The sequence below is a fragment of the Methylobacterium litchii genome (genome assembly GCF_038442315.1).
Classification (GTDB): domain Bacteria; phylum Pseudomonadota; class Alphaproteobacteria; order Rhizobiales; family Beijerinckiaceae; genus Methylobacterium; species Methylobacterium litchii.
The window spans coordinates 603,063-616,514 of record NZ_JBBXMY010000001.1 but is presented as its reverse complement, the minus strand read 5'-3'; the positions used below and the strand labels follow the sequence as shown (position 1 = coordinate 616,514).

Sequence of the window (13,452 nt, the reverse complement as noted above, 5' to 3'; positions counted from 1 at the left end):
CTCCGCAGGACGTGGTAGATCGGCCCCTCGCTGGGTCGGCGTACAATTTCGAGGTGGGGACACATGAGCGAGGCGCAGGAAGGGACGGAGGAACCGCGCGAGATCGAGTTGAAGCTCGAATGCGACGGCCCCGATCTCACGGCCCTGAGCACCCACCCGCAACTGAAGGACGTGGCGGCGACCGAGCCGAAGCTGCTTCGCACCCGCTACTACGACACCCCCGACAGGGCGCTCCGGGAGGAGGGCCTGACCCTGCGGATCCGCAGCACGGAGGGCCGCCATATCCAGACGGTGAAGGCGGGCGCGGGCCAGATCGGCCTGTTCGACCGGGCGGAATGGGAGAGCGACGTGCCGGGCGACGCGCCGGAGCCCTCCGCCTGGGCCGGCACCGCCGCCGAGCCGGTGCTGGAGAAGGCGGGGGCCCCCCTCGAGCCGCTCTTCACCTCCGTCATCATGCGCCGGGTCCATTCGGTGGAGTTCGGCGACTCCCAGATCGCCGTCACCCTGGACGACGGGCGCATCGAGACCGCCTCCGGCGACGCCCTCCTGTGCGAGCTGGAGCTCGAACTGGAACGCGGGCGGGTGGCCGACCTCTTCGCCTTCGCCCAGACGCTCACCGAGACCGTGCCCCTGCGCCTCGGCGTGCTCTCGAAGAGCGCGCGGGGCTTCGCCGCCCTCGACCGCGAGGTGCCTTCCCCGGCCAAGGCGGAGGCGATCGCGCTGGACCCCGAGGACGACGCCGGCACGGTGTTCCGCACCGTCGCCCGCGCGTGCCTGCGCCACCTGCGCATCAACGAGACCGCCTTCCTCCAAGGCCCGCGCGACCCGAGCGCCCTGCACCAGATGCGCGTCGCCCTGCGGCGTCTGCGTTCGGCCCTGTCGCTGTTCGCGCCGCTGTTCGAGAACGACCCCAAGGCGGCGGCCCTCGGCGACGAGATCAAGCGCGTGACCGAGCCCTTCGGCCACGCCCGCAACCTCGACGTGTTCATCCACGACACGCTGCCCGTGCTCGCCAAGCACAACCCCGACCATCCCGGCATCGCCGAGATCGGGCGGGGCGCGGACGAGGCCCGCGAGCACGCCTATGCCGCCGTTCAGCAGATCCTGACGAGCCCGCAATGGCGCGGCCTCCTCCTCGACATCGCAGGCTGGGTCGAGGCCGGCCCGTGGAGCGAGCAGGATGCGGCGCGGCAGGACGGCCGGCACTTCGCCGCCGGCATCCTCGACAAGGCACGCCGCCGCGTGAAGAAGCGCGGGAAGGGCCTTCGCCACCTGGACGCCCACACCCGCCACCGGGCGCGCATCTCGGCCAAGAAGCTGCGCTACGGCGCCGAGTTCTTCGCGGGGCTGTTCCCCAAATCCAAGGCTCAGAAGCGCCAGAAGGCGTTCGGGGACGCACTCTCCGACCTGCAGGACCATCTCGGCGCGCTCAACGACATCGAGACCGCCCGCACCCTGCCCCTCGACATCGCGCGCGAGGACGGCCCGGCCATGCCGGAGGTGGACGAGAAGCGGGTGAAGGACCTCCTCGACAAGGCGGCGGACGCGCGCACCGACCTGCTCGACGTCAAGCCGTTCTGGCACTGAGCCGGACGCACGAAAGCACCGGAACGGAGGCGGCTCTGGGGCTCACCGCCTGCCGTTCCGGCGCTGACGCGACGAGGGCGGACCCAACCCCGGGTAGGGTATGAGAGGGTCCGCCCCGTCAGCCGCGCGAGGGGGGAAGCGCGACTGACGGGCATCATGCGCCCGCCATGTTGCCCGTCCGTGTCTGGCTGAGCCACGTTACAATTTCTCAGCGAAAATTCTGACGAAGAAACGGACTCATTCTTTCGGCCATGCAGACATGGCAGGGCTGACACGGCGCCCGCTTGCCGTCATGCTTCCGCCGCCCCGATCACGAGGACCCGGAATGAGCGAGAGCAGCCCCAGCAGCACCCACAACCTGCGCTCCGATGGCTCGCGCCTGTGGGCGACGATCCACGAGACGGCGCGATTCGGGGGAACGCCCAAGGGCGGCATCAACCGGCTGACCCTCTCCGCCGAGGACGGCGCGGTGCGCGACTGGTTCCGCGCGGCCTGTGAGGCGGCGGGCCTGACGGTGGGCGTCGATGCGCTGGGCACGCAATACGCGGTGCGCCCCGGCAAGGACATGAGCCTGCCGCCCATCGCCTTCGGCTCCCACCTCGACACGCAGCCGACCGGGGGCAAGTTCGACGGGGTGCTCGGCGTCCTCGCCGGCCTCGAGGTGATGCGCACCCTGGCCGATGCGGGGATCGAGACGCGGGCGCCGCTGATGCTCGTGAACTGGACCAACGAGGAGGGCTCGCGCTTCGCCCCGGCGATGATGGCCTCGGCGGCCTATGCGGGCGAGTTCACCACGGATGAGATCCTGGCCAAGACCGACGCCGCCGGCACCACCGTGGCGCAGGCCCTCGACGCGATCGGCTATCGCGGCGGCGAGAGCGTGGGCGAGCGCACCATCGGCGCCTTCGTGGAACTGCACATCGAGCAGGGGCCGATCCTGGAGGCCGAGGGCAAGACCATCGGCGTCGTGGAGGGCGGCCAGGGCATCGCGTGGTTCGACGGCACGGTGGAGGGCTTCGAAAGCCATGCTGGCACGACGCCGATGCCCCGCCGCCGGGACGCCCTGCTCGGCCTGTCGGAATTCGCCCTCGCGGCGGAGCGCATCGCCCTGTCCCACGGGCCGAGCGCGGTGGCGACCATCGGCGAGACCACGATCCTCGCGCCCTCGCGCAACGTCGTGCCGGGCCGCGTGGCCTTCACCGTCGACACCCGCGATCCCCGCGCGGAAACCCTCGACGCGGTGGAGAAGGAATTGCGCGAGGCGGCAGCCGAGATCGGCGAGCGGCGGCGCCTGTCGATCGTGTTGGAGCGGATCTGGCGCAAGGAGCCGATCCCGTTCGACCCCCGCCTCGTCGCGGCGGTGGACGCGGCGGCGGAAGGGCTCGGCCTGTCCCGCCGCCGGATCGTCTCCGGCGCGGGCCACGACGCCTGCAATCTGGCCACGAAGGTGCCTTCCACGATGATCTTCGTGCCGTGCAAGGACGGGGTGAGCCACAACGAAACCGAATCGGCCACGCAGGAGCATTGCGCGGCCGGCGCCGACGTCCTGTTGCAGACGGTGCTGCGGCTGGCCGACGCGCCGTTGGCGGCCCAGGGCGCGCAGGCCTAGGTCTCACGGACACCGGAACGTGGGTGAGGGTGAGCACACCACGTGGGATGACCGAAGAGCGATGCCAACCTCGACCTGCGCAGCATCGACTTCGCCGGCCTCGATGCGGTCTTCGACGGCCGCTTCCTCCTGACCCGCGAGGACAGGAGGTTCGACTACGGCGAGGCGCGCTACAACGCCCTCGTCGAATTCAACGAGGTCGTCCTCAACATCACCTTCACGCCCAGGGATGGTAAGCAGCGGATCATCTCGGCGCGCCGTGCGAACCGGAAGGAAAGGCAACTGTACCATGGCCACCGGCAAGCGACCTGAACCGACGCGGGACCGGACGGATTGGGCGCGTTTGCGCGCGATGCCGGAGGACGAGGTCGAGCGCATCGCCGACGCGGATCGCGACAACCCGGCGACGGTGGCGGACGGCGAATGGGCCGACGCGTTCGTCGGCCTCCCGCCTGCCAAGGTCTCCGTTCACGCCAGCTTCGACGGTGACGTGGTCGCCTTCTTCAAGCGCGGCGGTAAGGGCTACCAGAGCCGCATGAACGCCGTGCTCCGGCAATACATGGAACGCCGGCTGGCCGAGGATCAGAAGCGCTGAGCCCCTTTTCGTTCGACCCGGCTGTGCGGAGCCGAAAAATCCCGTACAGGACGCTCCCATGACCGCACGCGCCTATCGCGACGCCAGGGGCCGACCGCTCATTGCGGTGACGGGCCTCGGCCTCGTTTCCTCCCTCGGCCGGGGCCAGGCCGACACCTGGGCCGCCCTCACCGAGGGCCGCTCCGGGATCCGCGAGATCGCCCGCTTCCCCACGGAAGGGCTGCGCACGCGGATCGCCGGCACCGTCGACTTCCTCGACACCGACCCGCTCGTGGCCCCGCTCCTGTCGGAGCGCTTCGCCGCCGTGGCGGCCGAGGAGGCGCTGGAGCAGGCGAGCCTCGGCCCCAAGGGCGACTTCCCAGGGCCGCTGTTCATCGCCGTGCCGCCCGTCGAGATGGAATGGCCCCAGCGCCGCGCCATCGCCGAGGCCGCTGGCGGCGACGAGGCGGTCGATTACGCCGGCCTGCTCCGGGCGGTCGCCACCGGCCGGTTCGGTGCGTGGCACGACCTGTTCCTGTTCGGCACCGTGGCCGACCGGATCGCCGAGCGGTTCGGCACGCGCGGCTCGCCGATCTCCCTCTCCACCGCCTGCTCCTCCGGCGCCACCGCGATCCAGCTCGGCGTCGAGGCGATCCGCCGGGGCGAGGCGACAGCCGCCCTGTGCATCGGCACGGACGGCTCAGTGAATCCCGAATCGCTGATTCGCTTCTCGCTGCTCTCCGCCCTCTCGACGCGCAACGACGTGCCCGAAGAGGCCTCCCGCCCCTTCTCCAAGGACCGGGACGGCTTCGTGATGGGTGAGGGCGCCGCCGCCCTGGTGCTGGAGGATGCCGCCGCCGCCGTCGCGCGGGGCGCGACGATCCTCGGCTACGTGCTCGGCTGCGGCGAGAAGGGCGACGGCTTCCACCGCACCCGCTCCAGCCCGGACGGCGCGCCGATCCTCGCCGCGATCCGCGCGAGCCTCGACGATGCCGGCCTCGCGCCCGAGGCCATCGACACGGTGAACGCCCACGGCACCTCGACGCCCGAGAACGACCGGATGGAGGCGATGGGCATCGCCGCCGTATTCGGCGAGCGCGCCGCGACCCTGCCCGTCACCTCGAACAAGTCGATGATCGGCCACACGCTGACCGCCGCCGGGGCGATCGAGGCGGCGGCCTCGCTGCTCTCGATCCGCCACGGGCGGATCCCGCCGACGATCAACTACCGCAACCCGGACCCGGCGCTCGGCCTCGACATCGTGGGCGAGGCGCGGGACTTGCCCGTGCGCACTGTGCTGTCGAACTCCTTCGGCTTCGGTGGCCAGAACACCTGCCTCGTTCTCGCGGCCGAACCCGCATGAGCATGGAATCGGAGAAGCGCGTCCTCGTCACCGGGGGCGGCAGCGGGCTCGGCGCGGCCATCGTGCGCACGCTCGCGGGGGCGGGCTACGCCGTCGACTTCACCTACCGCGCCTCGGGCGAGGCGGCGTCGGCCCTGGCCTCCGAACTGAACGAGGCCCATCCCGGCCTCGGCATCCGCGCCTACGCCCTCGATCTCGCGGATCGCGCGGCCCTCGACGCCTTCTGCGAGACGGCCGAGGAGATCGGCTATCACGGCTTCGTCCACAATGCCGGCCAGTCGAGCGACGGGCTCGCCGCCATGCTCGACCAGGACAAGGCCGAGGCGGCGATGCAGGTGAACTTCTTCTCGCTCACCCGCCTCGCGAAAGCCCTCGTCCGGGGCATGACCCGTGCCCGCGCGGGGCGGATCGTCGCCATCGGCTCGGTGGCGGCGCTGCGCGCCAACGCCGGCAACGCGGCCTACGCCGCCACTAAGGGCGCGCTCATCGCCTATTGCCGGACGCTGGCCATCGAGACCGCCAAGCGCGGTGTGACGGTGAACGTCATCGCCCCCGGCTTTATCGACACGGCGATGCTCGCCCCTTACGCCGCCCACCGCGCCGGCATGGAGCGCCAGATCCCCGCCGGCCGCTTCGCGAAGCCGGAGGAGGTCGCGGCGCTGGCGATCTTCCTGATGGGCGAGGGCGCGGGCTACATCACCGGGACCGTGTTGCCCGTCGATGGCGGTTTGACCGCGATGATGGGCATCCACCGCTCTTGACCCTCCTGCGATCCTGCCGATGCGCCCCTTCGCCGCCCTGCTCCTCGCGCTCCTGCCCCTCGGCGTCGGCGCGGCCCATGCCGACCCGGAACCGTACCGCGTCACCGGCCTCGCGCCCGGCGAGCCGCTGAGCATCCGCGCCGAGCCCGATGCCGCCGCCGAAGTGGTGGGCGAGATCCGCCAGCGCGCCCTGGTGTTCGGCTGCACCAACGACACGCCGAGCCGCACCACCTGGTGCCGTGTCCGCGTCGGCCGCACGGTGGGGTGGGCACGGCGGCGGTATCTCTCGCCGGAGTGAGCCGGGATGCCGTGGTCGCGGCGCTGTGATAACCCCACCGCCGTCCTCACGGGGCGAACTGCACGTCGCCCCGATCAGCACCAGCGAATAAGCCCATGCGAGCCCTGCAACTCTTCGGCGACCGCGACCTGCGCCTGACCGAGGTCGAGCCGCCGCCGCTTCCCGGACCCGGCGAGGTGCGGCTGCGCATCCGCGCGGTGGGACTCAACTTCATCGACGTGTGGGGCTTTCGCGGCATGGCCTTCGCCAAGCGCAAGATGCCCCTCATCGTCGGTGCCGAGGCGTCGGGCGAGGTCGAATCCGTCGGCGAGGGCGTCACTGGCCTCGCGGTGGGCACCCGCGTCGTGCCCTATGGCGCCCTGACCTGCGGGAAATGCCGCGCCTGCCGGGAAGGCCGCGACAACCTCTGCGAGGAGGTCGGCGGCGTGATGGGCTTCCACATCGACGGCTTCGCCCGCGAACTCGTCACCCTGCCCGCCCGCCTCGTGGTGCCGGTGCCGGACGGCGTCGAGGATGCCGAGGCGGCCTGCGCCGGCATCGCCTTCGGCACGGTGCAGCACATGCTGTTCGACAACGCCAAGCTGGAGCCGGGCGAGAGCGTCCTCGTCCATGCCGGCGGATCGGGGATCGGCACGGCGGCGATCCGCATGGCCAAGGCCATCGGCTGCACCGTCTACACGACGGTCGGCGACGACGAGAAGGGCGCCAAGGCCGCCGAACTCGGGGCCGACCACGTCGTGAACTACCGCACCGAGCGGTTCGAGGGCGAGGTACGCCGCCTGACCAAGCGCAAGGGCGTGGACGTGGTGTTCGAGCATGTCGGCGCCGACACGTGGAACGGCTCGCTGCTGTGCCTGAAGCGCGGCGGGCGGCTCGTCACCTGCGGCTCCACCTCCGGCCCGACCACGACCATGAACCTGATGCAGCTGTTCCAGCAGCAATACCGCATCACCGGCTCGTTCGGCTGCACGCTGGCCAACATCGCCCAGTCCCTCGACAAGATGGCGCAGGGCATCCGGCCGGTGGTCGATACGGTCTACCCAATGGCGGACTTCACCCAAGGGCTGGAACGGCTCGAATCCCGCAAGGTGTTCGGCAAGATTCTCGTCGCTCTTTGATCAGTCTAAGCGCGTTATTCGCACCGCAGCGCGAAACATGATCTAAGGGCGCGCCTTCGCTCCGGAACCCGACTCCTTTGCTGCGCCTCGCCCTCATCCTGAAGCGGTCCTATCCGCGACTTGCCGGCTTCGCCAGCATCCCGCTCATCCGCCTGATCTTCGCCCTGGCCCGCCTGCTCGGGCCGGAGCGGGCGGCCGCCTTCGGGGGCGGGCTGCTGCGGACGATCGGGCCGCTGCTCCCGGCGCACCGGACGGCGCTCGCCAACATCCGCGCCGCCTTCCCCGGCCTGCCGGAGGCGGAGGTGCGGGCCATCGCTCTCTCGGCCTGGGACAATCTCGGCCGGACGGGGGCGGAATACGCCCATCTCGACACGCTGCTCGACTACGACCCCGAAGCGACGGGGCCGCTGCGCAGCGAGGTCGAGGGCATCGAGCACTTCTTCGCCCTGCGCGACGACGGGCAGCCCGGCCTGATCTTCTCGGCCCACCTCGCCAACTGGGAATTGCCGGCGATCTGCGCGGCGAAGTTCGGCCTGGAGGCGACCGCCGTGTTCCGGCCGCCGAACAACCCCGCCGCCAAGCGGTTGGTGGAGGAGGTCCGCCGCAGCACGATGGGCGGGCTCGCCGCCTCCGGCCCCGGCTCGGCCTTCGCCATGCAGGGCGTGGTGGAGCGGGGCGGCCATCTCGGCCAGCTCGTCGACCAGCACTTCACCCGCGGCGTGGTGGTGAATTTCTTCGGCCGCCCCTGCCTCGCGAACCCGCTGCTCGCCAAGCTGGCCCGCCATTACGAATGCCCCGTCCACGGGGCGCGGGTGGTGCGTCTGCCCGGCGAGCGGTTCCGCCTGGAACTCACCCCGCCCCTCACCCTGCCGCGCGGCGCGGACGGCACCATCGACGTGCCCGGCGCCATGCAGGCGATGACCGACGTGATCGAGGGCTGGGTGCGCGAGAATCCAGGCCAGTGGCTGTGGATGCACCGCCGCTGGCGGCCGGACATGCTGCCCAAGGTGGCCCCGAAGACGGCGCCGTCTCAAGGCCCATCTCAAGGCCCATCTCAAGGCAACGTGACTTCCCAGGCCGAGACGACCGCGCTCTGATCCCCCGGCATGAGGCACGCCCGCGCCCGCATCCCCCTGTCAGCCTGCCGCGCCGTGGCGTGCGCCCTGGCCGGGCTCGGCTGCGTGCCGGCGCGGGCCGAGCCGGTCGCGGCGGTGGTCGAGATGTTCACGGCCCAGGGTTGCGCCGCCTGCCGCACCGCCGACCCGGTGATGCGCGACCTTGCCCGCAAGCCCGGCATCCTCGCCCTGACCCTGCCCGTGACCTACTGGGACTATCTCGGCTGGCACGACACCCTCGGCCTGCGCGCCCTCACGGAGCGCCAGCGCGCCTATGCCCGCGCCCGCGGCGCCCGGCAGGTGATGACGCCGCAGGCCGTCGTGGATGGGGGGCAGACCACCATCGGCTCGAACCGCCCGGCCCTCGAACGCCTGCTGCAGGAGGCGTCCCGGACGGCGCCGCTCTCCGTGCCGGTGAGCGCGGAGGTGCAGGACAGCCGGATCGTGGTGGAGGTCGGCGCCCGCCCCTCCCCCAAGGAGCCGAAGCCCGATACGCGGGACGAGGTGTGGCTGGTGCCGCTGCTGAAGGCACGGGACACCACGATCGAGACCGGCGAGAATCGCGGACGGGTCGCGTCCTACGTGAACGTCGTGCGCGGCCTTCAGCGCCTCGGCACCTGGACCGGGCAGCCCGCCCGGTTCGAGGTGCCCCTCTCCGCCGCTGCGATCCCCGGCGCGGATGGCTGGGTGGTGCTGTTGCAGCATTCCCGCGAGGGGCGCCCGGGCCGCATCCTCGGCGCGGCGAAGGGGCCGGGGCTCTGATGCGAACCCATCGCTCTGTTGCATTGCAGCACGCGCCCGTCTAACAAGGCGGTATTCGCTAGGACCCGGTGCAAGCCCGGGTGGCTCTTCCGGCCGCCGATCCGCCGGACCACGCATTCGAGACCAGCCCCTGCCATCGCGGCGGTCTCCCTGCGGTTTTTCTCATGACATCTCCCTCCACCACCGCCACTGCGGCGGGACTCGGCGCGCGCCTGCGTGACGCCCGCGTCGAAATCCTCTCAGGCATCGTCGTCTCCCTCGCGCTCATCCCGGAGGCCATCGGCTTCTCGGTGATCGCGGGTGTGGATCCGAAGGTCGGCCTCTACGCTTCCGTGGTGATCGCCTGCACCATCGCCTTCACCGGCGGACGCCCGGCGATGATCTCGGCCGCCACCGCCGCCACCGCCGTGGTGATGACCGACCTCGTCCGAGACCACGGCGTGCAATACCTCTTCGCCGCGACCATCCTGATGGGCGTCATCCAGATCGCGGCGGGCTTCCTGAAGCTCGGGCGGCTGATGCGCTTCGTCTCGCAATCGGTGATGACCGGCTTCGTCAACGCCCTGGCGATCCTGATCTTCATGGCGCAGCTGCCGGAACTGACCGGCGTGAGCCTGGCAACCTACGGGCTCGTCGCCCTGGGGCTGGCGATCATCTACGGCCTGCCCCGCCTCACCCGCGCCGTGCCCTCGCCGCTGGTGGCGATCGCGGTGCTCACCGCCCTGACGGCGTGGCTGCATCTCGACGTGCGCACAGTCGCCCATCTCGGTGCCCTGCCCTCGTCCCTGCCGACCTTCGCCGTGCCGCAGGTGCCCTTCACCCTCGACACCCTGCGCATCCTTCTGCCCTACGCGGCGACGCTGGCGGCGGTGGGCCTCTTGGAAAGCCTGCTCACGGCGCAGATCGTGGACGACCTGACCGACACGGGCAGCAACAAGAACCGGGAATGCCACGGCCAGGGGCTCGCCAACATCGCCTCGGCGCTGTTCGGCGGCATGGGCGGCTGCGCGATGATCGGCCAGTCGGTCATCAACGTCTCGTCGGGCGCCCGGCGGCGGTTCTCGACCTTCGTGGCCGGGGCCTTCCTGCTCCTCCTCCTCGTCGCCCTGCAGGACCTGCTGGCGGTGGTGCCGGTGGCGGCGCTGACGGCGGTGATGATCATGGTGTCGCTGAACACCTTCTCCTGGCGCTCGCTGGCCCGGCTGCGGACCAACCCCCTGCCCTCCTCCGTGGTGATGCTCGTCACCGTGGCGGTGGTGGTGGCGACCCGCGACCTCGCCATCGGCGTGCTCGTCGGCGTGCTGCTCTCCGGCGTGTTCTTCGCCGGCAAGGTCGCCCGCCTCAGCCGCATCGACTCGGCCCTGTCGCCGGACGGCACGACCCGGACCTACACCGTGACCGGTCAGGTGTTCTTCGCCTCGGCGAGTACCTTCGCGGACTCCATCGACCTGCTGGAGCCGGTGGAGCGCCTCGTCATCGATGTCGGGGCCGCGCATTTCTGGGACATCTCGGCGGTCGCCGCCCTGGACCGGGTGGTGCTGAAGGCCCGCGAGCGCGGCCGGAACGTCGAGGTGCGTGGCCTCAACGCCGCGAGCACGACCCTGGTCGAGCGCTTCGGCACCCACGACAAGCCGGGCGCGACGCCGCTCGCGCATCACTGAACGGCCCGCGTGCCACCACGCCCCCTTGCGCCGCGCCGGCCGGGACCCCATTCCCGGCTGACCGGCACAGGGGTCGGGGATCAGGGAAGAGCCAGGCGGTGACGACGTTTTCTCCGCGCGAGATCGTGTCCGAACTCGATCGTTTCATCGTCGGGCAGAACGAGGCCAAACGGGCGGTGGCCATTGCGCTCCGCAACCGGTGGCGGCGCCAGCAGCTTACCGGGCCGCTCCGCGAGGAGGTGGCGCCCAAGAACATCCTGATGATCGGGCCGACCGGCTGCGGCAAGACCGAGATCGCCCGGCGCCTCGCCAAGCTCGCCAACGCCCCGTTCCTGAAGGTCGAGGCCACGAAGTTCACCGAGGTCGGCTATGTCGGCCGCGATGTCGAGCAGATCGTGCGCGACCTCGTGGAGGTCTCGATCGGCCTAACCCGCCAGACCAAGCGCGAGGCGGTGAAGGCCAAGGCGGAAGCCGCCGCCGAGAACCGCATCCTCGATGCCCTCGTCGGCCCCACCGCCAGCCAAGCCACCCGCGACAGCTTCCGCAAGAAGCTGCGCAACAGCGAAATGGACGACAAGGAGGTCGAGATCGAGCTCGCCGCCGGGGCGCCGTCCGGGCTGCCGATGTTCGAGATCCCCGGCGTGCCGGGCGCCTCCATGGGCGCCATCAACATCGGCGACATGCTGGGCAAGGCGCTCTCCGGCCAGCGGGGCAAGCCGCGCCGCATCACTGTGCGCGACGCCTACGCGCCCCTGCTCGCCGAGGAATCCGACAAGCTCGTGGACGACGAGGCCCTGACCCGCGAGGCGATCCGCGAGGTCGAGGACAACGGCATCGTCTTCCTCGACGAGATCGACAAGATCTGCGCCCGCGAAAGCCGCTCCGGCGCCGACGTCTCCCGCGAGGGCGTGCAGCGCGACCTGCTGCCGCTGATCGAGGGCACCACGGTCGCCACCAAGCACGGGCCGGTGAAGACCGACCACGTGCTGTTCATCGCCAGCGGCGCCTTCCACGTCTCGAAGCCGTCCGACCTCCTACCGGAGTTGCAGGGGCGTCTTCCGATCCGGGTCGAGTTGCAGCCCCTGACGGTGGACGATTTCAAGCAGATCCTCACCGCCACCGAGGCGAGCCTCATCAAGCAGACCCTCGCCCTGATGGCGACGGAGGGCGTGACCCTCGACTTCACCGACGATTCCATCGACGCCCTGGCGCGGGTGGCGGTGGAGGTGAACGGCTCGGTCGAGAACATCGGCGCTCGCCGGCTCCAGACGGTGCTGGAGCGGGTGCTGGACGAGATCTCGTTCACCGCCACCGACCGCTCCGGCGAGACGGTGACGATCGACGCGGCCTATGTCCGCGAGCGGGTCGAAAACCTCGCCGCCAACGCGGACCTCAGCCGGTTCATTCTGTAGGGGCGCGGCGGCGCAGGCGCCGCTTCTCCTCGTCGCGGCCATGGGCCTCGGTGGCGAAGAGCATCGTGCCCGCCGCGAGCCCCAGGGCCGCGGCGATGCCGACCTTCAGCCACTTCGGATCGGCCGCCGTGACGTGGGAGGACGAGCGCGAATCGAACCGGCCATGGGCGCCGGGATCGGTGTCGACGGGCTCGTAGAGGTTGTCGGGACGGTTCTTGTTCGCTTGCACGCTGGTCATCTCCCCCCGGTAGCCGTGACGGGCGAGGTAGCCGTCGATCCAGCCTGGAATGATCATGTTGCCGATGATCGCCTTCCAGGCCGATCCGCCGATCCACAGTTCGCGCGGCGCCTCGTGGGCCGCGCGGTAGACGTGGCGGGCGATGGCCTCGGGCTGGTAGATCGGCGGGACGGGTTCGAGCTTGCGCGGCAGACGCGAGCGCGCCCAATCGAATTGCGGCGTGTTCACCGCCGGCAACTGCACCATCGTCAGGCGCACGCGGCTGCCGTCGTGCAGAAGCTCCGAGCGCAGGGAATCCACGAAGCCGCGCACCGCCGCCTTGGCCGCGCAATACGTCGCCTGAAGGGGGATCGAGCGGTAGGCGAGCGCCGAGCCGATATGGACGATGGTGCCCCGATCCGCCGGCACCATGTGCCGCAGGGCGGCGAGCGTGCCGTGGACCTGGCCGAGATAGGTCACGTCGGTGACGCGCTGGAACTCCTCGGCGCTCGTCTCCTGCACCGTGGCGTAGACCGTCACCATCGCGTTGTTGACCCACACGTCGATGCCGCCGCAGGCCTTGGCGACGGAATCGGCCACCTCCTCCATGGCCTGCGCGTCGGCCACGTCGGCGGCGAAGGCGATGGGGTTGCCGCCGAGGCGCCGCACATCGTGGATCGTCGCCGCCAGACCGACCTCGCCCCGCGCCACGAGGCCGACATTCCAGCCATGCCGGGCGAATTCGCAGGCGATGGCGCGGCCGACGCCGGCACTGGCACCTGTCACCACGACGGTACGGCGTTGGGACGAAGAGGTGGGCATCGGGGCTCCGGCAAAAGGACTTCCGCGCTCCAACGCCTGCGGGGATCGTTCTTTCCCCCGCCTGCGCCGGGAATGTGCGCGTTGCCTCGCCCGAGCCCGAAGGCCTATAAAAACCGCAGTTCCGTCAGCGGCGTCGGGGGGTGGTCCTCCCGC

13 protein-coding genes and 1 other annotated feature are annotated in these 13,452 nt (G+C 70.9%); of the genes, 12 read left to right on the top strand and 1 reads right to left on the bottom strand.

Annotation, left to right across the window (positions count from 1 at the left end; all coding sequences use genetic code 11):
• Window positions 1–63: 63 nt before the first annotated feature.
• The 12 genes from AAHF99_RS03160 (at window position 64) to hslU (ending at window position 12,260) form a co-directional block, all read left to right on the top strand.
• A complete protein-coding gene (locus AAHF99_RS03160) occupies window positions 64–1,587 on the top strand; it encodes a CYTH and CHAD domain-containing protein (RefSeq protein ID WP_342162625.1) in 1,524 nt (507 codons plus the stop codon).
• A gap of 325 nt (window positions 1,588–1,912) precedes the next feature.
• Entirely contained in the window at window positions 1,913–3,196 is a 1,284-nt protein-coding gene (locus AAHF99_RS03155) for a Zn-dependent hydrolase (protein ID WP_342162624.1), read from the top strand.
• Window positions 3,197–3,271: 75 nt separating this feature from the next.
• A complete protein-coding gene (locus AAHF99_RS03150; protein ID WP_342162874.1) occupies window positions 3,272–3,508 on the top strand; it encodes a BrnT family toxin in 237 nt (78 codons plus the stop codon).
• The gene (locus AAHF99_RS03145) at window positions 3,486–3,791 is read left to right on the top strand and encodes a BrnA antitoxin family protein (RefSeq protein ID WP_342162623.1); all 306 of its coding nucleotides are present in this window, start codon (window positions 3,486–3,488) and stop codon (window positions 3,789–3,791) included. The genes AAHF99_RS03150 and AAHF99_RS03145 overlap by 23 nt, the downstream gene beginning before the upstream one ends.
• A 58-nt stretch (window positions 3,792–3,849) precedes the next feature.
• Window positions 3,850–5,133, top strand: coding sequence for a beta-ketoacyl-ACP synthase (locus AAHF99_RS03140; protein ID WP_342162622.1), 1,284 nt, complete (start codon window positions 3,850–3,852; stop codon window positions 5,131–5,133).
• A gap of 2 nt (window positions 5,134–5,135) precedes the next feature.
• Complete coding sequence (locus AAHF99_RS03135) at window positions 5,136–5,894, top strand: SDR family NAD(P)-dependent oxidoreductase (RefSeq protein WP_412759833.1); 759 nt, start codon at window positions 5,136–5,138, stop codon at window positions 5,892–5,894.
• Between the two features lie 19 nt (window positions 5,895–5,913).
• Window positions 5,914–6,192, top strand: coding sequence for an SH3 domain-containing protein (locus tag AAHF99_RS03130; protein WP_243959013.1), 279 nt, complete (start codon window positions 5,914–5,916; stop codon window positions 6,190–6,192).
• A 95-nt stretch (window positions 6,193–6,287) separates the two neighbouring features.
• The gene (locus tag AAHF99_RS03125) at window positions 6,288–7,310 is read left to right on the top strand and encodes a zinc-binding dehydrogenase (RefSeq protein ID WP_342162620.1); all 1,023 of its coding nucleotides are present in this window, start codon (window positions 6,288–6,290) and stop codon (window positions 7,308–7,310) included.
• A 77-nt stretch (window positions 7,311–7,387) separates the two neighbouring features.
• Window positions 7,388–8,407: a lipid A biosynthesis lauroyl acyltransferase gene (locus AAHF99_RS03120; protein WP_342162619.1), complete on the top strand. Its 1,020-nt coding sequence runs from the start codon at window positions 7,388–7,390 to the stop codon at window positions 8,405–8,407.
• Window positions 8,408–8,416: 9 nt separating this feature from the next.
• Entirely contained in the window at window positions 8,417–9,187 is a 771-nt protein-coding gene (locus AAHF99_RS03115) for a DUF1223 domain-containing protein (RefSeq protein ID WP_342162618.1), read from the top strand.
• Window positions 9,188–9,245: 58 nt separating this feature from the next.
• Window positions 9,246–9,301, top strand: a sequence feature (sul1 is cis-regulatory element that is thought to sense ions involved in sulfur or methionine metabolism; They are found in Alphaproteobacteria).
• 50 nt (window positions 9,302–9,351) lie between these two features.
• Entirely contained in the window at window positions 9,352–10,848 is a 1,497-nt protein-coding gene (locus tag AAHF99_RS03110; protein ID WP_342162617.1) for a SulP family inorganic anion transporter, read from the top strand.
• Between the two features lie 98 nt (window positions 10,849–10,946).
• The gene (gene hslU / locus AAHF99_RS03105) at window positions 10,947–12,260 is read left to right on the top strand and encodes an ATP-dependent protease ATPase subunit HslU (RefSeq protein WP_342162616.1); all 1,314 of its coding nucleotides are present in this window, start codon (window positions 10,947–10,949) and stop codon (window positions 12,258–12,260) included.
• Here the strand turns inward: hslU and AAHF99_RS03100 are convergent.
• Window positions 12,250–13,299, bottom strand: a complete 1,050-nt coding sequence (locus AAHF99_RS03100; RefSeq protein ID WP_342162615.1) for an SDR family oxidoreductase — start codon at window positions 13,297–13,299, stop codon at window positions 12,250–12,252. The genes hslU and AAHF99_RS03100 overlap by 11 nt on opposite strands.
• Window positions 13,300–13,452: the final 153 nt, after the last annotated feature.